19 protein-coding genes (1 of these 19 running past the window's edge) are annotated in these 20,518 nt (G+C 64.3%); 11 read left to right on the top strand and 8 right to left on the bottom strand.

The annotated features are described in order from the left end of the window. Positions 1-92: 92 nt before the first annotated feature. The 4 genes from BCCGELA001_RS05155 to BCCGELA001_RS05140 form a co-directional block, all read right to left on the bottom strand. Positions 93-1,964, bottom strand: a complete 1,872-nt coding sequence (locus tag BCCGELA001_RS05155; RefSeq protein WP_060734770.1) for an AMP-binding protein — start codon at positions 1,962-1,964, stop codon at positions 93-95. A gap of 44 nt (positions 1,965-2,008) precedes the next feature. Further along, positions 2,009-2,815 carry an enoyl-CoA hydratase/isomerase family protein gene (locus BCCGELA001_RS05150; RefSeq protein WP_060734769.1) on the bottom strand — a complete coding sequence of 269 codons (807 nt, stop codon included), beginning with the start codon at positions 2,813-2,815 and terminating at the stop codon, positions 2,009-2,011. A gap of 200 nt (positions 2,816-3,015) precedes the next feature. Then, positions 3,016-3,774, bottom strand: a complete 759-nt coding sequence (locus BCCGELA001_RS05145; protein ID WP_008543552.1) for an SDR family NAD(P)-dependent oxidoreductase — start codon at positions 3,772-3,774, stop codon at positions 3,016-3,018. A gap of 54 nt (positions 3,775-3,828) precedes the next feature. Continuing rightward, complete coding sequence (locus BCCGELA001_RS05140) at positions 3,829-4,407, bottom strand: TetR family transcriptional regulator (RefSeq protein ID WP_236840817.1); 579 nt, start codon at positions 4,405-4,407, stop codon at positions 3,829-3,831. 231 nt (positions 4,408-4,638) lie between these two features. On the opposite strand from BCCGELA001_RS05140, the gene BCCGELA001_RS05135 reads away from it, so the two are divergent. Then, positions 4,639-5,811: an acetyl-CoA C-acetyltransferase gene (locus BCCGELA001_RS05135; RefSeq protein WP_060734767.1), complete on the top strand. Its 1,173-nt coding sequence runs from the start codon at positions 4,639-4,641 to the stop codon at positions 5,809-5,811. A gap of 123 nt (positions 5,812-5,934) precedes the next feature. Then, positions 5,935-7,479, top strand: a complete 1,545-nt coding sequence (locus tag BCCGELA001_RS05130) for an acyl-CoA synthetase (protein ID WP_008543544.1) — start codon at positions 5,935-5,937, stop codon at positions 7,477-7,479. A gap of 139 nt (positions 7,480-7,618) precedes the next feature. Here the strand turns inward: BCCGELA001_RS05130 and BCCGELA001_RS05125 are convergent, their stop codons facing one another. Further along, the gene (locus tag BCCGELA001_RS05125) at positions 7,619-8,161 is read right to left on the bottom strand and encodes a methylated-DNA--[protein]-cysteine S-methyltransferase (RefSeq protein ID WP_008543543.1); all 543 of its coding nucleotides are present in this window, start codon (positions 8,159-8,161) and stop codon (positions 7,619-7,621) included. Between the two features lie 131 nt (positions 8,162-8,292). On the opposite strand from BCCGELA001_RS05125, the gene BCCGELA001_RS05120 reads away from it, so the two are divergent. Both BCCGELA001_RS05120 and BCCGELA001_RS05115 read left to right on the top strand, forming a co-directional pair. Continuing rightward, on the top strand, positions 8,293-9,111 hold the full coding sequence (locus BCCGELA001_RS05120) for an alpha/beta fold hydrolase (RefSeq protein WP_008543542.1): 819 nt from the start codon (positions 8,293-8,295) through the stop codon (positions 9,109-9,111). Positions 9,112-9,113: 2 nt separating this feature from the next. Beyond that, positions 9,114-9,926 carry an alpha/beta fold hydrolase gene (locus tag BCCGELA001_RS05115; protein ID WP_060734766.1) on the top strand — a complete coding sequence of 271 codons (813 nt, stop codon included), beginning with the start codon at positions 9,114-9,116 and terminating at the stop codon, positions 9,924-9,926. A gap of 57 nt (positions 9,927-9,983) precedes the next feature. Here the strand turns inward: BCCGELA001_RS05115 and BCCGELA001_RS05110 are convergent, their stop codons facing one another. Beyond that, complete coding sequence (locus tag BCCGELA001_RS05110) at positions 9,984-10,442, bottom strand: carboxymuconolactone decarboxylase family protein (RefSeq protein WP_008543527.1); 459 nt, start codon at positions 10,440-10,442, stop codon at positions 9,984-9,986. Positions 10,443-10,541: 99 nt separating this feature from the next. Here BCCGELA001_RS05110 and BCCGELA001_RS05105 point away from each other — a divergent pair, with 99 nt between their 5' ends. The 5 genes from BCCGELA001_RS05105 to BCCGELA001_RS05085 all read left to right on the top strand — a co-directional run bounded on the left by BCCGELA001_RS05105 (position 10,542) and on the right by BCCGELA001_RS05085 (position 16,014). Beyond that, positions 10,542-11,405 (top strand): sigma-70 family RNA polymerase sigma factor, encoded by an 864-nt coding sequence (locus BCCGELA001_RS05105; protein WP_008543525.1) that lies wholly within the window; start codon positions 10,542-10,544, stop codon positions 11,403-11,405. 96 nt (positions 11,406-11,501) lie between these two features. Next, complete coding sequence (locus BCCGELA001_RS05100; RefSeq protein WP_060734765.1) at positions 11,502-12,758, top strand: M20/M25/M40 family metallo-hydrolase; 1,257 nt, start codon at positions 11,502-11,504, stop codon at positions 12,756-12,758. 167 nt (positions 12,759-12,925) lie between these two features. Beyond that, positions 12,926-13,603, top strand: a complete 678-nt coding sequence (locus BCCGELA001_RS05095) for a GntR family transcriptional regulator (RefSeq protein WP_008543513.1) — start codon at positions 12,926-12,928, stop codon at positions 13,601-13,603. A 134-nt stretch (positions 13,604-13,737) separates the two neighbouring features. Continuing rightward, positions 13,738-14,538 carry a phytanoyl-CoA dioxygenase family protein gene (locus tag BCCGELA001_RS05090; RefSeq protein ID WP_060734764.1) on the top strand — a complete coding sequence of 267 codons (801 nt, stop codon included), beginning with the start codon at positions 13,738-13,740 and terminating at the stop codon, positions 14,536-14,538. 162 nt (positions 14,539-14,700) lie between these two features. Beyond that, positions 14,701-16,014 carry an NAD(P)H-dependent oxidoreductase gene (locus tag BCCGELA001_RS05085; protein WP_008543502.1) on the top strand — a complete coding sequence of 438 codons (1,314 nt, stop codon included), beginning with the start codon at positions 14,701-14,703 and terminating at the stop codon, positions 16,012-16,014. 172 nt (positions 16,015-16,186) lie between these two features. On the opposite strand, the gene BCCGELA001_RS05080 is transcribed toward BCCGELA001_RS05085, so the two are convergent. After that, positions 16,187-17,272, bottom strand: coding sequence for an NAD-dependent epimerase/dehydratase family protein (locus tag BCCGELA001_RS05080; protein WP_060734763.1), 1,086 nt, complete (start codon positions 17,270-17,272; stop codon positions 16,187-16,189). Positions 17,273-17,562: 290 nt separating this feature from the next. On the opposite strand from BCCGELA001_RS05080, the gene BCCGELA001_RS05075 reads away from it, so the two are divergent. Together BCCGELA001_RS05075 and BCCGELA001_RS05070 are read left to right on the top strand one after the other, a co-directional pair. Next, positions 17,563-18,654 carry a TRAP transporter substrate-binding protein gene (locus tag BCCGELA001_RS05075; RefSeq protein ID WP_008543489.1) on the top strand — a complete coding sequence of 364 codons (1,092 nt, stop codon included), beginning with the start codon at positions 17,563-17,565 and terminating at the stop codon, positions 18,652-18,654. Between the two features lie 322 nt (positions 18,655-18,976). Then, the gene (locus tag BCCGELA001_RS05070) at positions 18,977-20,068 is read left to right on the top strand and encodes a TRAP transporter substrate-binding protein (protein ID WP_060734762.1); all 1,092 of its coding nucleotides are present in this window, start codon (positions 18,977-18,979) and stop codon (positions 20,066-20,068) included. A 241-nt stretch (positions 20,069-20,309) separates the two neighbouring features. Here the strand turns inward: BCCGELA001_RS05070 and BCCGELA001_RS05065 are convergent, their stop codons facing one another. Further along, on the bottom strand, positions 20,310-20,518 hold the 3' end of the coding sequence (locus BCCGELA001_RS05065; RefSeq protein WP_060734761.1) for a hypothetical protein. 388 nt of this gene lie beyond the right edge of the window; only the last 209 of its 597 coding nucleotides appear in the window; its start codon lies beyond the right edge, outside the window; it ends in the stop codon at positions 20,310-20,312.

Genomic DNA, 20,518 nt, shown 5'->3' with positions numbered 1-20,518 from the left:
TCCTCGTTTATTCGTTCCATTCATTGGGGAGTCATTCCGGGGCGCGCGCCCCTTGGCGCGAGCCCGGAATGACGAGGGATAAAGTTGCGCACTCATCGCAGCACGATCACATCCCCGTCCGGTTGATCCGCATAGAGCCGCTCCACCAGCGCGGCGCGGCGCTCGAGGCCGGCACGCTGGTTGATGTAGCCCTTGTCGGTGAGCTCGTTGCCGTCGATCGAAGGCGGCTCGACCATCAGCATCGCGCGGGCGATGATGCGGCTGCTGGCTCCCTCGCATTCTTTATTGTGCGCTTCGAGCCCGCGCTTGAAGCAGGCGATGACCTCCGGATGCTTCACCGCATCGGCAAAGCTCAGATCGGGATTGCCGACGAGCTGACGGCAGGCGTGCAAGTTCGGCCAGGCCAAGAGGCCAATGAAGGCGCGATCCTGTCCCGCGACCAGTGCGTCGTGCACGACAGGCGTCGCGGCCGCGATCGCGTCGGTGCGGAGCGAGCCGACATGCACGAAAGTGCCGGTGGTGAGCTTGAAGTCTTCCACCACGCGGCCGGCAAAGATGATTCCCTCCACCGGATCGGCGTCGTCAACGAAGATGCCAGCATCGCCAATGCAGTAAAAGCCCTCCTCGTCGAACATCTTCTTCGTCAGCTCCGGCTGGCCGAAATAGCCGGGCGTGACGTTGACGCCGCGCAGGCGCAGCTCGTATTTCGAGCCGCACGGCACCATCTTCAACTCGACTCCGGGGAACGGCAGGCCAATCAGTCCGACGCGCTCGGTATCCCAATAGGTGCCGGTCGAGGTCGGCGCGGTCTCGGTCGAGCCCCAGCCGGTGTAGAACACGATGCGCTCGCCGGTGGTCTTCACCGCGAGCGCCTGCATGCGATCGTAGAGATCGTCGGGCAGCCGCGCACCGCCATAGGCCATGATCGACAGATTCTTGAAGAAGGAGCGACACAGCGCATCGTCCTTCTCCATGGCAGCCGCGAGCGCCGCATATCCGGCCGGCACGTTGGCGTAATAGGTCGGCGAGATCTCGCGTAGGTTTCGCAGCGTCTCCTCGAACTGGCCCGGCATCGGCCGGCCGTCGTCGATATAGAGCGTGCCGCCATCGACCAGGATCGGGTGAAACGCGGCATTGCCACCCATGGTGTGATTCCAGGGCATCCAGTCCAGCATGGTGGAGATCGGACCATCAGGCGAGCGCGGCCGCACCTGCATCATCATCGCCGCATTGGCGCACATCATCTCCTGCGTGTTGATGACGGCCTTGGGCATGCCGGTCGAGCCTGAGGTGAACAGCAGCTTGCCGACGGTCTGCGGCGTGATCTGTGCGATCGACGCCTCGACATCGGTGGTCACAGGCGTTGCCGCCAGCTCGGCAAAACTGACGCTCTTGATCCCGTCGCAGGGGCGCGCGACGTGAACCACCGTGACGCCGGTGAGATTGAGCGCCTTCAGGGCCTTCTCGAAGGTCGGGCCATCCTGCACCATCACCACGGCCGGCTTGATCAGGTCGAACAGGTATTTCAGCTTGACGTGATCGTGGCTCATCAGCGAATAGGCCGGTGACACCGGAGCCGCCGGTGCGCGCGCCTGCATTGCCGCTTGCGTCATCAGCGCGTGCTCGATCGAATTGCCGGAGAGGATCGTGACCGGCCGCCCATCGAGCTTGAGGTTGAGCAGCGCCTGCGTCAGCGCATCGACGGTGCGTTTGGCCTCGCCGTAGGAGACCTTGCGCCATTCGCGGTTGGGCCCGCCCCGCTGCGCCAGCCAGATGCGTTCGGGCGCTTCCCGCGCCCATTTCGCCAGCGAGGCCGGAATGTGCTTCTCGTAAGCCTGCAGCGGAATGCGCGACTTCAGCACCACCGTGCCATCATCGCGGCGCTCGATGGCGATGTCGCGCTTGAGCCATTCGACCTTGCGAAAGGCGGGCTTCGTCATCACGGCCGCGGCGCTTCCACTCATTTTGCGTCTCCCGGAATTTCTTGTCCTTTGCGGATCTTGATCGTTCAGCGCTTGATATAGACAGGCTTTCGCTTCTCAAGGAAGGCCCTGATGCCTTCCGAAAATTCCTCCGAGCGGCTGCACAGAACCTGGTTGCGATCCTCCATCGCGATCGCAGCTTCCAGCGAGCCGGCATCGACGCTCATGTTGAGACATTCCTTCGACAGCCGCAGCCCCACGGGCGAGGCCGTCATCATCGCGTCGACGTAGGGCGCGGCCGCGTCGTCGAGCTTGTCCTCATCGACGACCTCGGACACAAGTCCGACCGCAAGCGCCCGCTCGGCGCCGATGAAGCGCCCCGTCAGAATCAATTCCGACGCGACGGACACGCCGACGAGGCGCGGCAGAAAATAGCTGGTGCCGATGTCGCAGCCGCCGAGGCCAAGTTTGATGAAAGCGCAATTCATCCGCGCCGATTTCGTCGCGATGCGGATGTCGGAGGCCAGCGCCAGCGCAAACCCGCCGCCGGCCGCCGCGCCCTGCACCAGCGAAATGATCGGCTGCGGGCAGCGCCGCATCAGCATCACGATGTCGGCGATGCGCCGCTGCGAGTCCAAGGACTCCGTGACGCCGGGCGGTTCCTGTTGCCCGGCGCGGCGCGCCATCGCCGCCTTGAGATCGAGGCCGGCACAAAAATTCTTTCCTGCACCTTTCAATACCACCACGCGGGTATCGCGGTTGCGTTGCAGGCTCTGGAAATAGTCGTTGAGCGCATCGATCAGCGCCGGATCAAGCGCGTTAAGACTGTCGGGGCGATTGAGCGTCACCCGATCGACGCCGTCGTTATGCTCGATCAGCAGCGGTTGGGACATGGGGCGCTCCTGAGTACCGCCGATCGCGGTGCCAATTGCTGAGCCCTCTCCCCTTGTGGGAGAGGGCATGTACGTCGCTAGCCAGGAATTCGCTTGGGTGAGGGGTCTGCCTCCACAGATGAGATTGTGGAGAGAACCCCTCATCCGGCGCGCTAAGAAACGCGCCACCTTCTCCCACAAGGGGAGAAGGGAAGAGCAGCCTACCTTGGCGCCATGCGGATGGCGCCGTCGAGGCGGATGGTCTCGCCGTTGAGCATCGGGTTCTCGACCATGTGCACGGCGAGCATGCCGTATTCGTTGGCATCACCGAGGCGCGAGGGATGCGGCACCTGCGCACCGAGGCTCTTGCGGGCTTCCTCATTGAGACCCATCAAGAGCGGCGTGAAGAACAGGCCGGGCGCGATGGTGTTGACGCGGATCTTCTGGCTGGCGAGGTCGCGAGCGGCCGGCAGCGTCAGGCCGACGACGCCGCCCTTCGATGCCGAATAGGCGATCTGGCCGATCTGGCCCTCGTAGGCGGCAACCGAGGCCGTGTTGATGATGACGCCGCGCTCTTCACCGACGGGCTCGATCGTGACCAGGCGCTCGGCGAACAGCCGCAGGCAATTGAAGGTGCCGATCAGGTTGACGTTGATGATGCGCGCGAACTTTTCGAGCGGGTAGACGCCGTCGCGGCCGACGATGCGCTGCGAGCCGCCGATGCCGGCGCAGTTCATCAGCACGCGGGCAACGCCATGCGCTGCTTCCGCCTTCGCGATCGCCGCCTTGATCTGCTCCTCGCTGGTGACGTCGGCATGGAGCGCGACACCTTTCACCTCGGCCGCAACCTTCTCGGCGTTTTCCTTGCTCTGGTCGATCACGCCGATCTTGGCGCCTTTGGCGGCCATGGCGCGAGCGGTCGCGGCGCCGAGGCCCGAGCCACCGCCGGTGATGAGAACGGCTACGTCTTTCAACTGCATCGCAAATACCTTTCCTTGGGCGTTTCTTCTCTAGACTTGAGAGTTTCGGCCGGGTTATCCGGCCGCGGCAGCTTCCTCGACTTGGGTGAGGATGCCGCCGCAGATCAGCGTTTCCATGTGCTTGATGTATTGCCGGCAGACTTCGTCGGTGACCGGGCCGACGCCGGTCGCGCGAGACATTGCGTGCCGGCCGAAGAACAGGTGATCGCAGGCGCCGATCAGGCTGGTGTAGAACAGCACCGGATCGGTGGCGCGGAATTCGCCCAGGCTGACGCCGTCGGCGAGCAGGCGGCGATGAAAGTCGAGCAGCGGCGCCACGAAGAATTTCGAGACTTCGTCGGCGGCAGCCGTGTTGGTCTCGTGCAGGAGATAGTGGATCAGCCGGTTCATATAGGGGAACCGGTAGTAGGCGCGGATGATGCCGCCGATATGCAGCTTCAGCTTCGCCGTCGGCGTGATCGGCTGCGCCAGCAGATATTCGAGATTGGAGAGCTCGGTCGCCGCATTGCGCTCGAGCAGCGCCAGCAAGAGACCGTCCTTGTTGCCGAAATGATATTTCACCAGCGCGGCATTGGCGCCCGACTTCTGCGCGATGTCGGAAAGCGAGATCTCGATCGACGAGCGTTCGATCATCAGCTCGCTCGCGGCCACGAGCAATTTCTCTGCCGTGGAATTTTTGCCGCTGGGGAGCTTGGTCGGTACGCTGGTAGCCACGGAGATCCCTGAATGCCCTTCGAGAGGCGCGCAGATAAGCGCAAGCAGCGCCTCATCACAAGAGTTAATTGATCGATTGACTAAACGATCACGCACCCCTTAAATCCGCTCCCGACAACCGACCCAATCAATAATTCAGGGAGAACCGACATGGCCGAGGCTTACATCGTCGCCGCTGCGCGCACCGCGGGCGGGCGCAAGGGGGGCCGCCTCGCCGGCTGGCATCCGGCCGATCTCGCCGCCAAGGTGCTGGACGAGCTGGTCGACCGCACCAAGGTCGATCCCGCCCTGGTCGAGGACGTGATCATGGGCTGCGTGATGCAGGTCGGCGAGCAGTCCAACAACGTCGCGCGCAACGCGGTGATGGCCTCGAAGCTGCCGGAGAGCGTGCCAGGCACCTCGATCGACCGCCAGTGCGGCTCGTCCCAGCAGGCGCTGCATTTCGCCGCGCAAGCGGTGATGTCGGGTGCGATGGACGTCGTGATCGCCGCCGGCGTGGAATCGATGACGCGCGTGCCGATGGGGCTGTCGTCGCAGCTGCCGGCCAAGAACGGGTTTGGCAATTACAAGAGCCCCGGCATCGAGCAGAAATATCCGAATATCGTGTTCAGCCAGTTTACCGGCGCGGAGATGATGGCCGAGAAGTACGGCCTCTCCAAGGACGAGCTCGACGAATACTCCTACAATAGCCATCAGAGCGCGATCGCGGCGACGCAAGCCGGCCACTTCAAGAAGGAGATCGTGCCGCTCGAGATCACCCGCGCCGACGGCAGCAAGGACACCCACCACATCGACGAGGGTATCCGCTTCGATGCCACCATCGAAGGCATCAGGGGCGTCAAGCTGATCGCCGAGAACGGCAAGCTCACCGCGGCGAGCGCCAGCCAGATCTGCGACGGCGCCTCCGGCGTCATGGTGGTGAACGAGCGCGGCCTCAAGCAGCTCGGCGTCAAGCCGCTCGCCCGCATCCACCACATGACCATGACGGGCGGCGATCCCGTGATCATGCTGGATGCGCCGCTGCACGCCACCAAGCGCGCGCTAGAGAAGGCCGGCATGAAGATCGACGACATCGACCTGTTCGAGGTCAACGAGGCCTTTGCCTCGGTGCCGACCGCGTGGCTCAAGACCACCGGCGCCGATCCGCAGCGTCTCAACGTCAACGGCGGCGCGATCGCGCTCGGCCACCCTCTCGGCGGCTCCGGCACCAAGCTGATGACGACGCTGGTCCACGCCTTACACCAGCGCGGCAAGCGCTATGGCCTGCAGACCATGTGCGAAGGCGGCGGCATGGCCAACGTGACGATCGTGGAACGGCTGTAAGAAGAGCAAAAGCGAGTAGTGAGTGGCGAGTGGCGAGTAGCGAATGGTGAGTAGGCGAAGAGCAGTTTGCCCTTCTTCCCTATTCGCCATTCGCTACTCGCCATTCGCGTTTTGAGGAACGCCATGACCCATCCCTCCATCCACGCCAAGACCACGCCCGACAAGATCGCCTACCAGATGGCCGGCACCGGCAAGGCGATCACCTATCGCGAGCTCGACGAGCTCTCGAACCAGGGCGCGCATCTGTTCCGCTCGCTTGGCCTCAAGGCCGGCGACCACATCGCGCTGTTGATGGAGAACCGTCTCGCCTTCATGGAGCTGTGCTGGGCCGCGCAACGCAGCGGGCTCTATTACACCGCGATCAGCCGCTATCTGAAGCAGGACGAGATCGACTACATCATCAAGGATTGCGGCGCCAAGGTCGTCATCACCACGCCGAAATGCGCCGATCAGATCAAGGACCTCATCAAGGGCGTGCCGGGCGAGCCGATCTTCTACATGATGGACGAGCCACTGCCGGGCTTCCGTTCTTACGACAAGGAAGCCGCCGCTCAGCCGACGACGCCGATCGGAGACGAGGTCGCGGGCTATGACATGCTGTATTCGTCCGGCACGACCGGCCGGCCCAAGGGCATCAAGAAAGCGTTCGAGGGCAACAGGATCGACGTGCCGAACGCGTTCCTGCGCGTGCTCTGCGCCGACATGTGCGGCATGAATGCCGAGAGCACCTATCTGTCTCCGGCGCCGCTCTATCATGCCGCTCCCTTGCGCTTCAACATGATGGCCATCGTGCTCGGCGGCACCTCCATCATCATGGAGCATTTCGGCGCAGAAGAGTTCTTGAAGCTGGTCGAGACATACAAGGTCACGCAGTCGCAGCTGGTGCCGACCATGTTCGTGCGCATGCTGAAGCTGCCGGACGAGGTCCGCACCAAGTACAACGTCTCGACGCTGAAGGGCGCGATCCACGCCGCCGCGCCCTGTCCCATCGACGTCAAGGCCAAGATGATCGAGTGGTGGGGACCGATCCTGATCGAGTACTACGCGGGCTCGGAAGGCAACGGCGTCACCGTCTGCAACTCGCAGCAATGGCTGGAGCATCGCGGCAGCGTCGGCCGCGCCGTGGTCGGCAAGATCAAGATTCTGGACGAGAACGACCAGGAGCAGCCGGTCGGCGAGATCGGCACGGTCTATTTCGCCGATGCGCCGGCCTTCACCTATCACAATGATCCCGAGAAGACGAAGAAGGCCTATAACGCAAAAGGCTGGTCGACGCTCGGCGATGTCGGCTATCTCGATAAGGACGGCTTTCTCTTTCTCACCGACCGCAAGTCCTACATGATCATCTCCGGCGGGGTGAACATCTACCCGCAGGAGACCGAGGACGTGCTGATCACGCATCCTGACGTCGCCGATGTCGCCGTGTTCGGCGTGCCGAACGAGGAGATGGGCGAGGAGGTGAAGGCGGTGGTGCAGCCGCACGACATGAGCCGTGCCGGCAAGGCGCTCGAAGCCGACCTGATCGCCTACTGCAAGACCCGCCTCTCCGCGATCAAATGCCCGCGCTCGGTCGATTTCGAAGCCGAGCTGCCGCGTACGCCCACGGGCAAGCTGGTGAAGCGGCATCTGCGCGACAAATATTGGCCGAAGACGGCCGCGAAGATTTAGACGGTCTCGTGTCCCGGACGCGGTGCAGCGCGCAGCGATGCGCCGCAGAGCCGGGACCCATGTCGCCGAGACGCTGGGCCCCGGCTCAGCAGTGCAGCACTTCGTGCCGCACTGCGTCCAGGGCATGAAACCTTGAGCGTCAATCAAACAAACTCGGCGTGTGGTTCACCAGCGCGCCTTCGATCTCCAGCATCTTCAGCTTGGTCACCACGCCGCCATTCGCAGAGAAGCCGCCTGGCTTGTTGCCGGCCGCCAGCACGCGATGGCAGGGCACCACGATCGGGCACGGGTTGCGGCCGAGTGCCTGGCCGACATCGCGCGACAGCTGGACGCCCCCGAGCTGCTTGGCGATATCGCCATAGGTGATGGTCTTGCCGGGCGGGATGGTGCGGGCGATGTCGTAGACGCCGCGGTTGAATTCCGGCACGCCGTCGAGGTCGAGCGGGATGTCGGTGAGGTCGTCAGGCTCGCCCCCGAGCAGTTTGGTAATGCGGTCGATCGCCTCTCGCACCTCCGCGGTCGGCTCGGCTTCGGTCGCCTCGGGGTGGCGCTGGCTGATGCGGGTGCGGATCTTCTGCTCGCCGCCCATCGGCAGTTGCGTGCCGTTGATGCCGCGCGGACCCCAGGCGATGGCGCAGAGGCCGATCCTTGTGTCGAACAGGGCAAAATGCTGGTCGGTCATGACTTGGTTCCTGGCTTGCTTCTCGTGCAGGCCCCCTCTTTGAACTCCTGCGAAATCTAGGCTTGGAAATAGTTGCGATCCACCCGGTTTCCGGGAATCTTGCACAGGAGTTCCAATCTCGCGAGCCCGGAATGCAAAGCCTTCACGTCAACGGTTACGACATGCCCTATCTCGACGTGGGCGAGGACAGAGGGCGCCCGCCGCTGGTCTGCGTGCACGGCTCGCTCAACGACTTCCGGGTCTGGGGCTGCGTGCTCGGTCCGCTGAGCCAGCGGCACCGGGTGCTCGCGGTCAGCCTGCGGCACTTCTTCCCGGCACGCTGGGACGGCCTCGGTGATACCTATTCGATCGCGCAGCATGTGCAAGACGTCATCGCCTTCATCGAGAAGCTCGACCTCGGCCCGGTCGACCTCATGGGCCATTCCCGGGGCGGGCACATCTGCTTTCGCGCGGCGCAAGCGCGGCCGGATCTGCTGCGCCGCCTGATCCTGGCCGAGCCCGGCGGCGAGCTCGATGCCAGCCTCGATCCCGACCATGTCGGCGGTCCCTCGCCGCTGCTGGCGCGCTTCACCGCCTCGGCCGAAAAGATTGCAGCCGGCGATGTCGACGGCGGCCTTGCCGTCTTCGTCGACACGTTGGAAGGCGCCGGCACCTGGCCGCGGCTGCCGGCGATGGTGAAGCAGAATCTGCGCGACAACGCCATGACGCTGATCGGTCAGGTCCGCGACAATCGCCCGCCCTTCTCCAAGACGGATGCGCAGTCCATCAAGATGCCGACGCTGTTCATCCTGGGTGCACGGACCAAAGGCCTGCTGCCCAAGGTGCTGCACGCGCTGGCGGCGCATGTGCCCTACTCCAAGACGGCGATCATCCCGAATGCGACGCATCCGATGTTCGAGCAGGCGCCGCAAAAATACTCCGAAGTCGTCCTGGATTTTCTGGCGAGCTGACCATGCAATCATTCCGCGTCAACAACTACGACATGGCCTATCTCGAAGTCGGCGAGGGCCCGCCGCTGGTCTGCGTGCACGGGACGCTCGGGGATTTCCGCACCTGGTACTCCGTGCTCGGCCCGCTCTCGAAGAACCGTCGCGTGATTTCGGTCAGCCTGCGGCACTTCTTTCCCGAACATTGGGACGCCGTCGGCGACGACTACAAGATGGCGCAGCACGTCTCGGACACCATCGCCTTCATCGAGCAGGTCACACCTGGGCCGGTCGACCTGATGGGCCATTCGCGCGGCGGCCACATCGCCTTTCGCGTCGCGCAGGCGCGGCCGGATCTGCTACGCAAGCTGGTGCTGGCCGAGCCGGGCGGCGATCTCGACGCAAGCTTGCCGGTGCCTGACGGCACGCCCGCGTACCCATCACTGGCGACGCGCACTGTACGCTCGGTCGAGATGATCCGCGCCGGTGACATCGAGGGCGCATTGCAGAACTTCTACGAAGGCATTGAAGGCGACGGCTCCTGGCGGCGCGTACCGGCCGCCGCGAAGCAGCAGCTGCGTGACAACGCGCTGACCTTTCTCGGTCAGATCAACGAGCAGCGGCGGCCTTATACGCTCAGCGACGCACAAGCGATCAGGACGGCGACGCTGCTGATCGGTGGCGGCGCGACCACCGGCAGCCTGTCGGTGATGTGGCGTGTGCTGGCCCAGCACATCGCGGGCAGCAGGACGGCGGTGATCCCGAACGCCGGCCACTGGATGTTCGAACAGGCCCCGCTGGAGTTCGGCGAGGTGGTGAACAGGTTTTTGGCGGAGTAGCCGCTCTCTTCCCTCTCCCCGCTTGCGAGGAGAGGGAGCTTGCGGGCGGTGCCCGTCTCACGCCACCTTCCACACACCGATCGGCATCTTGATCGTTGCATTGAGCCGGTTCCAGACGTTGATGGTCGCGATCGCCACGATCAGCGCTGCAAGCTCGCGCTCGTCGAAATGCTTGGCGGCCTCGTTCCAGATCGGATCCGGCACCGGGTCCTCGCGATCGGCAAGACGCGTCACGGCTTCGGTCAGCGCCAGCGCGGCGCGCTCGGCCTCTGTAAAATAGGGCGCCTCCCGCCAAGCCGACACGGCGAACAGACGCTCGTCGGTCTCGCCCAGCTTGCGTGCGATCTTCGGATGCATGTCCACGCAGACGCTGCAGCCATTGATCTGGCTGGCGCGCAGGTGCACCAGTTCCAGGAGCTTTTCCGGCAGGCCCTGCTTGGTCAGATTGCCGAGGGACTGAAGGACATTCATGGCCTCCGGCAGGACCATGACCGGGTGATTCATGCGGGCGTGCATCATTTTCGTCTCCATCTGTCGAATTTCGAAGGTTCCGGTCACATCGGCCGGATTGGCTTCGTCATGGGCATGACGGATCGCGATGAGGGAATGTGACCGATGACCCAAGAAAATCCTGAAGAAAATTTTCTGACCCACCAGTTCGAGGCCAGCCGGGACCATTTACGTGCCGTGGCCTACCGGATGCTGGGGACCCGCGCCGAGGTCGACGACGCCGTGCAGGAGGCCTGGCTGCGGGTCAGCCGCTACGACATGTCCGATGTTGCGAACCTGCGCGGCTGGCTCACGACCGTGGTCGCGCGCATCTGCCTCGACATGTTGCGCGCGCGGAAGTCACGCAAGGAGGAGCCGATGGGTCCGCATGTGCCGGAGCCGGCCGACGAGACGCGAGAGCGCGAGGCGGAGATGGCCGATTCCGTCGGCGCAGCACTGCTGGTCGTCTTGGAGACATTGCAGCCGGCGGAGCGGCTCGCCTTCGTGCTGCACGACATGTTCGCCGTTCCCTTCGAGGAGATCGCGCCGATCGTCGGACGCTCGGCCGATGCTTCGCGGCAGCTGGCGAGCCGGGCGCGGCGCCGTGTGCAAGGCGCGCCGGTGCCGGAGACGGATCTGTCGCGTCAGCGCGGAATCGTCGATGCCTTTCTCAAGGCCTCGCGTGAGGGCGATTTCGAGGGCCTGCTCGCCATGCTCGATCCCGACGTCGTATTCCGCGCCGATGATGCCGCGGTGCGGCTCGGCACGCTGCCTGAGATCCGCGGTGCAGACGCGGTGGCGCAGCTCTACAAGGGGCGCGCCCGCGCCGCGCGGACCGCGCTGATCGACGGCGAGATCGGCGTGGCCGTCATTCTGGGCGGACAGTTGCGCATCGCGCTCCGCGTCGCCTTCAAAGACGACCGCATCGCGGCGATCGATACCATCGCAGATGCCGAGCAGATCGCAGCGCTGGAGGTGGAGGTGCTCTAAACGCGTCAGTCGGCGTGGCATCGGGTCTCGCGCGATGCTAGGCTCAAGCCAATCGCGCGCAGTGCCGCCGCCGTTCAAGACGCGAAAGGATTCCTCATGACATTCCGCCTCACTCCGCTGTTCGCCCTGTCGATGCTCGGCCTCGCCACCGCTGCGACGCCCGCATTCGCTGCCTCCGACGAGAAGATCAAGGCGGCTGCCGAGCAGGAGAAGGCACCGCTGATCGAGACGCTACGTGACATGGTGATGATCGAGAGCGGCAGCGGCGATGCCGAGGGCCTGAAGAAGATGGCCGATTTCACCGAAGCTCGGCTGAAGGCGCTGGGCGCGACCGTCGAGCGGCGCAAGACCACCGCCGGCACGCGCGCCGACATGGTGATCGCCACCTTCCAGGGCAGCGGCACCCGCAAGCTGATGCTGATCGCGCATATGGATACGGTCTATCAACGCGGCGTGCTGGCGAGCGAGCCGTACCGCGTCGACGGCACGAAGATCTATGGGCCCGGCATCGCCGACGACAAGGGCGGTATCGCGGTGATCCTGCATGCGCTCAAGATCCTGAAGGATGCCGGCTGGCAGGACTATGCCAGGCTCACCGTGTCGCTCAATCCGGACGAGGAGGTCGGATCGATCGGCTCGGGCGAGATCATCTCGGAGCTCGCCGATCAGCACGACGTGGTGCTGTCCTGCGAGCCGACCGCGGCTTCGCCTCCGGCCAGGAACGACGCGCTGCTGCTGGGCGCGAGCGGCACCGCGACCGCGAAGATGGAGGTCAAGGGCCGCGCCTCCCATGCGGGCGCCGCGCCCGATCTCGGCCGCAACGCGCTGATCGAGCTCGCGCACCAATTGCTGCAGGCCAAGGACGTCGCCAAGTCGATCCCGGGCACGCAGCTGAACTGGACCACGGCGCAGGCGGGCACGGTGCGCAACCAGATCCCGGAGAAGGCCGAGGCCGGCGCCGACGTCCGCCTCACCATTCCAGACGGCATCGCCAAATTGCAGGCGGCGCTCGACGAGAAGGTGAAGAACAAGCTCGTGCCCGACACCGAAACCAAGGTGACGATCACGCCGGGCCGTCCGCCCTTCGTCGCCAGCGATCGCGGCCGCGCGCTGGCGCAGGAAGGCCAGGCGATCTATGCCGAGATCGACCGCAAGCTAGACATCACCGAGATCACCGGCGGCGCCACCGACGCCGGCTACGCCAACCGCAGCGGCAAGGCGATCGTGGTCGAGAGCTTCGGCCTCGCCGGCTTCGGCTATCACGCCCGCGACGAATTCATCGACACCAACTCAATCGTGCCGCGGCTCTATCTGATGAGCCGGATGCTGATCGAGCAGGGCAAGAAGAAATAAGACGACGAAAACAACCCCATGCACAGTAGGCGGCGCGAGCAATATCAATAGCTTAGCCGTCCCCTCACAACGAGCGGCACCGTCCTGCGGTACCGCTTGACGCCGGCTGCCACAGCGCGTATTTTTGAATACGGAATTCCGTATTCCCTACCTTCGGAGCTGCCGGCGTGATCCCCCTCGACCCGCTCCCAAACCTGATCGACCAGGTCTATGCCCGGATCCTGGAGGCGATCTCCGACCGGACGCTGCAGCCCGGCCAGCGCATCCGCCAGAACGAGCTCGCCGACAAGCTCGGCGTCTCGCGCCAGCCGGTGTCGCATGCGCTGCATCTGCTGCACCGGCAGGGCCTCGTCGCCGAGAGCGGCAGGCGCGGCTTCGAAGTGACTCAGCTCGATCCTTCACGGATACGCCAGCTCTACGAGGTGCGCGGCGCCATCGACGCGCTGGCTGCCCGGCTCGCCGCAGAGCGCGCAGGCACCGACGCTGCGGGTCGCGCGCGGCTGGAGGCGGCGCTCGTCGCGGGGCGCAGCATCGACCGCAACACTGCGCTCGCCGAGCTGATCGTACTCGACGTCGATTTCCACCGCGCGATCTATCAGCTCGCCGGCAATCCCGTGATCGAGGAGACGATCGCGCCGCAATGGCCGCATATGCGCCGCTCGATGGCGACGGTGCTGTCCGAGCTCGACTATCGCGGCAGCGCCTGGGCGGAGCATGCCGTCATCGCCAGGCACATTCTCGCAGGCGATGCGAAGGCCGCCGAGCGCGCCGCGCTGGCGCATGCGCAGACCGCAGGACGGATGACGGAGGAGAGATTGCGCGCGACGGACGAGGTGGCGGCTTAACCGCCGTCATTCCGGGGCGATGCGTAGCATCGAGCCCGGAATCCATCAGGCGGCAAGCGCGGAGGATAAATGGATTCCGGGTTCACGCTTCGCGTGCCCCGGAATGACAACAACAAAACCAAGGAGGACGACCCATGAAACTGTCTCAGGAGCAATTGGAGTTCTTCCACCGCGAGGGCTGGCTGTTCCTGCCCGAGCTGTTCACCCCGGAGGAGGTCGACCTGCTCGCGCGCGAGGCGGTCGGCATCTACGACGCCAACCGGCCGGAGGTCTGGCGCGAGAAGAGCGGCGCGCCGCGCACCGCCTTTGCCGCGCATCTCTACAACGAAGCCTTCGGCATTCTTGGCGCGCATCCGCGCATGATCGAGCCGGTCGAGCAGCTGTTCGGCGAGCCGGTCTACATGCACCAGTTCAAGATTAACGCGAAATCCGCCTTCACCGGCGACGTCTGGCAATGGCACCAGGATTACGGCACCTGGAAGCGCGACGACGGCATGCCGGAGCCGCGGGCAATGAACATCGCGATCTTCCTCGACGAGGTGATGCCGATTAACGGCCCGCTGATGCTGGTGCCGCGCAGCCAGAATGCCGGCGATCTCGAAGCCTCGCACGATCTCGCCACCACGTCCTATCCGCTGTGGACGCTGGACGAGGACACGGTCACGCGTCTGGTCAAGCAGGGCGGCATCGTGGCGCCCACAGGGAAGCCCGGCGGCATGCTGATGTTCCACGGCAATCTCGTGCACGGCTCGGCCGGCAACATCACGCCCTATCCGCGCAAGATCGTGTACCTGACGCTGAACGCGGTCTCGAACTACATCCGCACCCCGACGCGGCCGGACTACATCGCGCATCGCGATTTCGCGCCGATCAAGACGGTGGAGGACGACGCGCTGCTGCGGCTCGCCCGTGCCCCGCGGCAGGCGGCAGAGTAAGATCGGTCTCGTGCCCCGGACGCGGCGCAGCACGTCAGTGATGCGCTGCTGAGCCGGGGCCCATGCCGCAAGGATGGTTTTTCTCTGGGTCCCGGCTCTGCGGAGCAGCGCTGAAGAAGCGCTGCACCGCGTCCGGGACACGATAGTCATACTGGACACCCCATGAACCTCTTCCGCCTCCTCCAGGCCCGCGCATCCGCCGGCAAGCCCGTTCGTGTCGCGCTGATCGGCGCCGGAAAGTTCGGCTCGATGTTTCTGGCGCAAGTGCCGCACACGCCGGGGCTGGAGGTGCCAATCATCGTCGATATCGACCGCGAGCGCGCGCGCGAGGCGTGCCGCACCGTCGGCTGGGACGCAGAGCGCATCGCGGCGACGACATTCACCGATGACGGCGTGCGTGCCATCGCCGGCGGCGCAGTGGACGTGGTGGTGGAGGCGACTGGCAATCCCGCCGTCGGCATCAAGCATGCGCGCGCTGCGATCGCGGCCGGCAAGCACATCGTGATGGTCAATGTCGAGGCCGACGTGCTGGCGGGCCCCCTGCTCGCGGAGGAAGCGCGCAAGGCGGGCGTGGTCTATTCGCTTGCCTATGGCGACCAGCCGGCGCTGACCGCGGAGATGGTCGACTGGGCCCGCGCCACCGGCTTTCGCGTGGTTGCCGCCGGCAAGGGCACGAAATATCTGCCGGCCTATCACGACGTGACGCCTGACGGTGTCTGGCAGCATTACGGTCTCACCGCTGGCGAAGCGCAGTCGGCCGGCATGAATCCGCAGATGTTCAACTCCTTCCTCGACGGCACCAAATCGGCGATCGAGATGGCCGCGATCGCCAATGCCTGCGCCCTCGACGTGCCCGCGGACGGCCTGCTGTTTCCGCCCTGCGGCGTCGACGATCTGCCGCACGCCATGCGGCCGCGCTCGCGCGGCGGCGTGCTGGAGCGGGCGGGCTTGGTGGAAGTGGTGTCCTCGCTCGAGCGCGACGGACGGCCGGTGTTTCGCGATCTGCGCTGGGGCGTCTATGTCGTGCTGGAGGCGCCGAACGACTATGCCGCAGACTGCTTCCGGCAATACGGCCTCAAAACGGACCACAGCGGACGCTATGCCGCGATGTACAAGCCTTATCATCTGATCGGGCTGGAGCTGAACATCTCGGTGCTGTCGGCCGCGCTGCGAGGCGAGCCGACCGGACAGGCCACGGGCTTCCGCGGTGACGTCGCGGCGGTGGCCAAACGCAACTTGCGCGCCGGCGAGATGCTGGATGGCGAAGGCGGCTACACGGTGTGGGGCAAGCTGCTGCCGGCCGCAGCGAGCCTGAAGACCGGCGCGCTGCCGATCGGCCTCGCGCATCGTCTCAAGCTGAAGCACGACGTCGCCCATGGCCAGATCGTGCGCTGGAGCGACGTGGAATTCGATGCAAATAACGAGACGATCAGGGCAAGGAAGGCGATGGAGACGGCGTTCGCGTCGAAAGGATAGAACGTCGCTGCGTCATGGCCGGGCTTGACCCGGCCATTCACGCCTTAGACCTTTGCTCCGTGGATGCCCGGGCCTTCGCCTCGCCGAAACGGCTTCGGCCGCGCAGGCGGGACAAGCCCGGGCAGGACGACCTTTGCGGAAGCACAGCGCGCTGCCTTGCCTCCGACGGTCCCTACGGCAATAGCCGCTCCTCCTTCGCCTGCCGAAACCACTTCCGGAACATGTCTTCCGTGTCCATCATCTCGGTAAAGCCGGCGCGGTTGATCTTCACCGTGGAGACGATCGATGGCGGGCCGGATTCGGTCTGGCCATAGCGCATGCTGTAGTCGGCATATTGGAACGACAGGCCGACAAACTCGGCGAGATCGGGCGATACCAGGTTGTGTTTGCGGCGCAAGGCGTCCCAAGGGGCGACCCAGCTCGGGAATTCCTTGGCGAGCGACATCGGGACCGGTTTGCCGGGCTTCATCTCCAGCGCGTCCGCCACAGCCGGCCAGATGTTTTCCCAGGTGAACACGTCGCCATTGGTGACGTTGAAGGCCTCGTTCTGCGCTGTCCTTGCCTCGCCCGACCAGGCGATCGCGCGGGCGAGGAGATCGACATCGACGGCTTGGCCCACGCGCGGGGCGCCACCAGGAAAATCGAGCGGCCTGCCCTGCTCGCGCAAGATGGCGGCGTAGACGCCGAGCGGGGGGATCAGATCCATGGCGCCACCCATGGCGAGGCCGACGATCAGAACGGGGCGCAGGATGCTCCAGTGCCAGGCCTTGCCTTTTTGAAGTTCGCGCAGAAAGTTCTCCTGGGCCCAATAGAAGTTGGGTTGCTCGTACATTTCGGAGCGGCCCTCGCGCGCGGGCACCGTGAGCGGGCGAACGTGGACGCCATAAGCCTTGGTGCCCTGCAGCAGGGCGACATGCCTGAGCTCGGCCGCCGCCGGCTCGAGCACGCCCATCAGATTGCGTAGCATCACGTCGTTGGTCTTGATCTGCTGCTGATCGCGCCAGCCGTCGACGAGCTGCGGCGCCTCATAGAGCGCGGCATAGATCAGGTGGGTGGCACCTCGCAGCTCGGGCGCGGCGCGGCGGCAATCATCAGCGCTGGTGAGGTCGATCGGGACGTGGCGGGCGCCATAGAGGTTGCGCGGCTTGCGCCGGGACAACGCCACGACGTCGCAAGGCTCCGACGTGCCGAAGTGCCGCAACGCGGCGTTGCCAACGAGGCCGGTCGCTCCGGCCACCACGACTTTCTTGCCCGTCATTGCGAGCCTCCCTTTGTTGTTGCCCAATCCTGTAGCAAATCGCTGACGCTCCCGACTTGTGTCTGGCGCGCATTCGCAGCCGCGAGATGGCGGACGGCTTGATTATCGCGGGGCGAACGGTCATCCTTGCTGACGGAACCGCAACGATCGGAATTCCAGCAAAAGAGCCCATCAGGGCCGTTCGGAAACGCTAGCAAATCGCAAACAAAAGAACGTCGTTCCTCGACCAAGACAAGACGACAACAAGATCGTTCCCTGCTCGACGCATCGACGCAATGGAAGGGATACGCATGAAACGTCGTGATTTTCTCAAGGTGACAGGCGCGAGCCTGGCTGCAAGCACCGCTGTTGCCGCGCCCGCAATCGCGCAAGGCTCCCCCGAAATCAAGTGGCGCTATGCCACGAGTTGGCCGAAAGCGCTCGACACGCTCTATGGCGGCTGCGAATATTTCTGCAAGCAGGTCGCCGACCTCACGGACAACAAATTCCAGATCCAGCCGTTTGCGGCCGGAGAGATCGTCCCGGGCCTGCAGGTGCTCGACGCCGTCTCCAACGGTACGGTCGAGATGGGCAACACCGCGCTCTACTACTATTGGGGCAAGAATCCCGCGTTTACCTTCGCGACCGCGCTGCCGTTCGGCTTGAACACGCGGCAGCAGATTTCCTGGCTGCTGTGGGGCGGTGGGCAGGATCTCGTCAACGATCTGCTCAAAGAGCACAACGTTTACGGCATCCCCACGGGGTCGACCGGCGCGCAGATGGGCGGCTGGTTCAGGAAGGAGATCAAGTCCGTCGATGATCTGAAGGGCCTGAAGATGCGCATCGGCGGTTTCGCCGGCACGATCCTCTCCAAGCTCGGCAGCGTGCCGCAACAACTCGCCGCCGGCGACATCTATCCGGCGCTGGAGAAGGGCACCATCGACGCCGCCGAATGGGTCGGCCCCTATGACGACGAGAAGCTCGGTTTCGTGAAGGTCGCCAAATATTACTACTACCCCGGCTGGTGGGAAGGCACGAGCCAGGGCCACAACATCATGAACATCGAGAAGTGGAATGCGCTGCCCAAGCATTACAAGGCGGCGATCGATGCGGCATCGCGCGACACCTTCACCTGGATCACCGGGAAATACGATGCGGTGAATGCTCCCGCACTGAAGCGGCTGATCGTAAGCGGCGCACAGGTCAAGGGCTTCCCGCAGGAGGTGCTCGAGGCCTGCTACAATGCGGCCAACGAGATCTACGCAGATCTCTCCAAGTCCAATCCGCATTTCGGCAAGATGCATGCGAGCATGATGGCGTTCAAGAACGACTCGTTGCCTTGGACACAGGTTGCAGAGCTCAGCTACGACAGCTTCATGGCGCGGATGCGCGCCAAGACATGATGCGCTGAAATCTTCCCCGACGAAAGGCGAAGGAGCCCCGGAGGTTGAGCCGACTCCGGGGTTTTCGACGTCTTGCCGGCCGTTTCGCAACGAAATCGGCCGCCGAGCCTAGGCTTCGCAAGTGCGAGGGTGCGACGCCGCTTGATTATCGCGAGCCGACCCGTCATCCTGACGCCATACCGCGATGCGCGGATTTCAAAAAGAGCCCCAAGGGCCTTCGGAAACGCCAAAATCTTTAAAACACCACGTCGATTATCGGCGACGCCAAGACGACACCAAGATCGTTCCCTTGTCGAGGAATCGGCGCATTGGAGGGATACGCATGAAACGTCGTGAATTTCTGAAAGTGACAGGCGCCGGGCTTGCCGCGAGCACAGCCGTCGCTGCGCCGGCCATCGCGCAGTCATCACCCGAAGTGAGGTGGCGCCTTGCGGCGAGCTGGCCCAAGGCGCTCGATACTCTGTATGGCGGCTGCGAATATTTCTGCAAGCGCGTCGCCGAGGCCACTGACAACAAATTCCAGATCCAGCCGTTTGCCGCCGGCGAGATCGTCCCCGGCCTGCAGGTGCTTGACGCCGTGGCCAACGGCACCGTCGAGATGGGCAACACGGCGCTGTATTATTACTGGGGCAAGAACCCCGCCTTCACGTTCGGCACGTCGTTGCCATTCGGACTGAACACGCGGGCGCATATTGCCTGGCTGCACTTCGGCGGCGGCACGGACATGCTGAACGCCCTCCTGAAGGAATACAATGCTGTCGGCATTCCGACCGGCTCGACCGGCGCCCAGATGGGCGGCTGGTTCCGGAAGGAGATCAAGTCGATGGATGATTTCAGGGGATTGAAATTCCGCGTCGGCGGTTTCGCCGGCACGATCATTGCCAAGGTGGGCGGCGTGCCGCAGCAGATCGCGGGCGGCGACATCTATCCGGCGCTGGAAAAGGGCACGATCGATGCGGCCGAATGGGTCGGCCCTTACGACGACGAGAAGCTCGGCTTCGTGAAGGTCGCCAAATATTACTACTATCCGGGATGGTGGGAAGGCACCGGCCAGGGCCATAACATCATGAATCTCGATAAGTGGAATGCGCTGCCGAAGCAGTATCAGGCGGTGATCGAGACGGCGTCGCGCGATACCTTCACCTGGGTCACGGGCAAGTACGACTACGTCAATCCGCCGGCGCTCAAGCGCCTCCTGGTCGCCGGTGCGATCCTGAAGCCGTTCCCGCAGGAAGTGCTCGAGGCCTGCTACAACGCCGCGGGCGAGATCTACGCCGATCTTGCCAAGAATAATCCGCACTTTGCCAAGATGTATTCGAGTCTCACCGCCTACCGGAATGAGACGCTCGCCTGGCAACAGGTGGCGGAGCTGAGCTTCGACAGCTTCATGATGCGGATGCGGACGCGGACGTAGCCGCATCACGCGACGAACGCAGAAACGACGAAAGCCCCGGAGATGTCTCCGGGGCTTTTGCGTTTGTCTGTCCGGCGCAATTTCACTCGTCGTGCTGGACAAACGAGCAGAGCGAGCGCCGACCCCGCTCTCGTAGGGTGGGCAAAGCGAAGCGTGCCCACCGAGCATCTACAGCGATCGGCGGCCGATGGTGGGCACGGCGCGTCGCGCCTTTGCCCACCCTACGGAAGCGGACAAGATCTCAGTTCTCGTCGTCGCCGAGCGCGGCGGCCAGCTTGTCGTAATATCTGGCGATGAGATCGATATTGCCCTTGTTCTCGATCTGCGGCGCCGGGGTCTTCAGCGCTTCGTTGAGCTCCTCGACAGCTTCCTTCTTGTCCTTGGCCGGCATCTTCTTGTCGGCCTGGACCTGCGCGATCTGCGCCTTGATCACGGCTTCGGTGCCGACAT

It is taken from the genome of Bradyrhizobium sp. CCGE-LA001, from assembly GCF_000296215.2.
Classification (GTDB): Bacteria; Pseudomonadota; Alphaproteobacteria; order Rhizobiales; family Xanthobacteraceae; genus Bradyrhizobium.
Note: the sequence above shows the minus strand (reverse complement) of the source record. Positions and strands in the feature narration are given on the sequence as shown.

Bases quoted from the DNA above. Each gene is read 5' to 3' on its own strand.
- BCCGELA001_RS05155 (WP_060734770.1), bottom strand. From the start codon at position 1,964: ATGAGTGGAAGCGCCGCGGCCGTGATGACGAAGCCCGCCTTTCGCAAG.
- BCCGELA001_RS05150 (WP_060734769.1), bottom strand. From the start codon at position 2,815: ATGTCCCAACCGCTGCTGATCGAGCATAACGACGGCGTCGATCGGGTG.
- BCCGELA001_RS05145 (WP_008543552.1), bottom strand. From the start codon at position 3,774: ATGCAGTTGAAAGACGTAGCCGTTCTCATCACCGGCGGTGGCTCGGGC.
- BCCGELA001_RS05140 (WP_236840817.1), bottom strand. From the start codon at position 4,407: ATGATCGAACGCTCGTCGATCGAGATCTCGCTTTCCGACATCGCGCAG.
- BCCGELA001_RS05135 (WP_060734767.1), top strand. From the start codon at position 4,639: ATGGCCGAGGCTTACATCGTCGCCGCTGCGCGCACCGCGGGCGGGCGC.
- BCCGELA001_RS05130 (WP_008543544.1), top strand. From the start codon at position 5,935: ATGACCCATCCCTCCATCCACGCCAAGACCACGCCCGACAAGATCGCC.
- BCCGELA001_RS05125 (WP_008543543.1), bottom strand. From the start codon at position 8,161: ATGACCGACCAGCATTTTGCCCTGTTCGACACAAGGATCGGCCTCTGC.
- BCCGELA001_RS05120 (WP_008543542.1), top strand. From the start codon at position 8,293: ATGCAAAGCCTTCACGTCAACGGTTACGACATGCCCTATCTCGACGTG.
- BCCGELA001_RS05115 (WP_060734766.1), top strand. From the start codon at position 9,114: ATGCAATCATTCCGCGTCAACAACTACGACATGGCCTATCTCGAAGTC.
- BCCGELA001_RS05110 (WP_008543527.1), bottom strand. From the start codon at position 10,442: ATGCACGCCCGCATGAATCACCCGGTCATGGTCCTGCCGGAGGCCATG.
- BCCGELA001_RS05105 (WP_008543525.1), top strand. From the start codon at position 10,542: ATGACCCAAGAAAATCCTGAAGAAAATTTTCTGACCCACCAGTTCGAG.
- BCCGELA001_RS05100 (WP_060734765.1), top strand. From the start codon at position 11,502: ATGACATTCCGCCTCACTCCGCTGTTCGCCCTGTCGATGCTCGGCCTC.
- BCCGELA001_RS05090 (WP_060734764.1), top strand. From the start codon at position 13,738: ATGAAACTGTCTCAGGAGCAATTGGAGTTCTTCCACCGCGAGGGCTGG.
- BCCGELA001_RS05085 (WP_008543502.1), top strand. From the start codon at position 14,701: ATGAACCTCTTCCGCCTCCTCCAGGCCCGCGCATCCGCCGGCAAGCCC.
- BCCGELA001_RS05080 (WP_060734763.1), bottom strand. From the start codon at position 17,272: ATGACGGGCAAGAAAGTCGTGGTGGCCGGAGCGACCGGCCTCGTTGGC.
- BCCGELA001_RS05075 (WP_008543489.1), top strand. From the start codon at position 17,563: ATGAAACGTCGTGATTTTCTCAAGGTGACAGGCGCGAGCCTGGCTGCA.
- BCCGELA001_RS05070 (WP_060734762.1), top strand. From the start codon at position 18,977: ATGAAACGTCGTGAATTTCTGAAAGTGACAGGCGCCGGGCTTGCCGCG.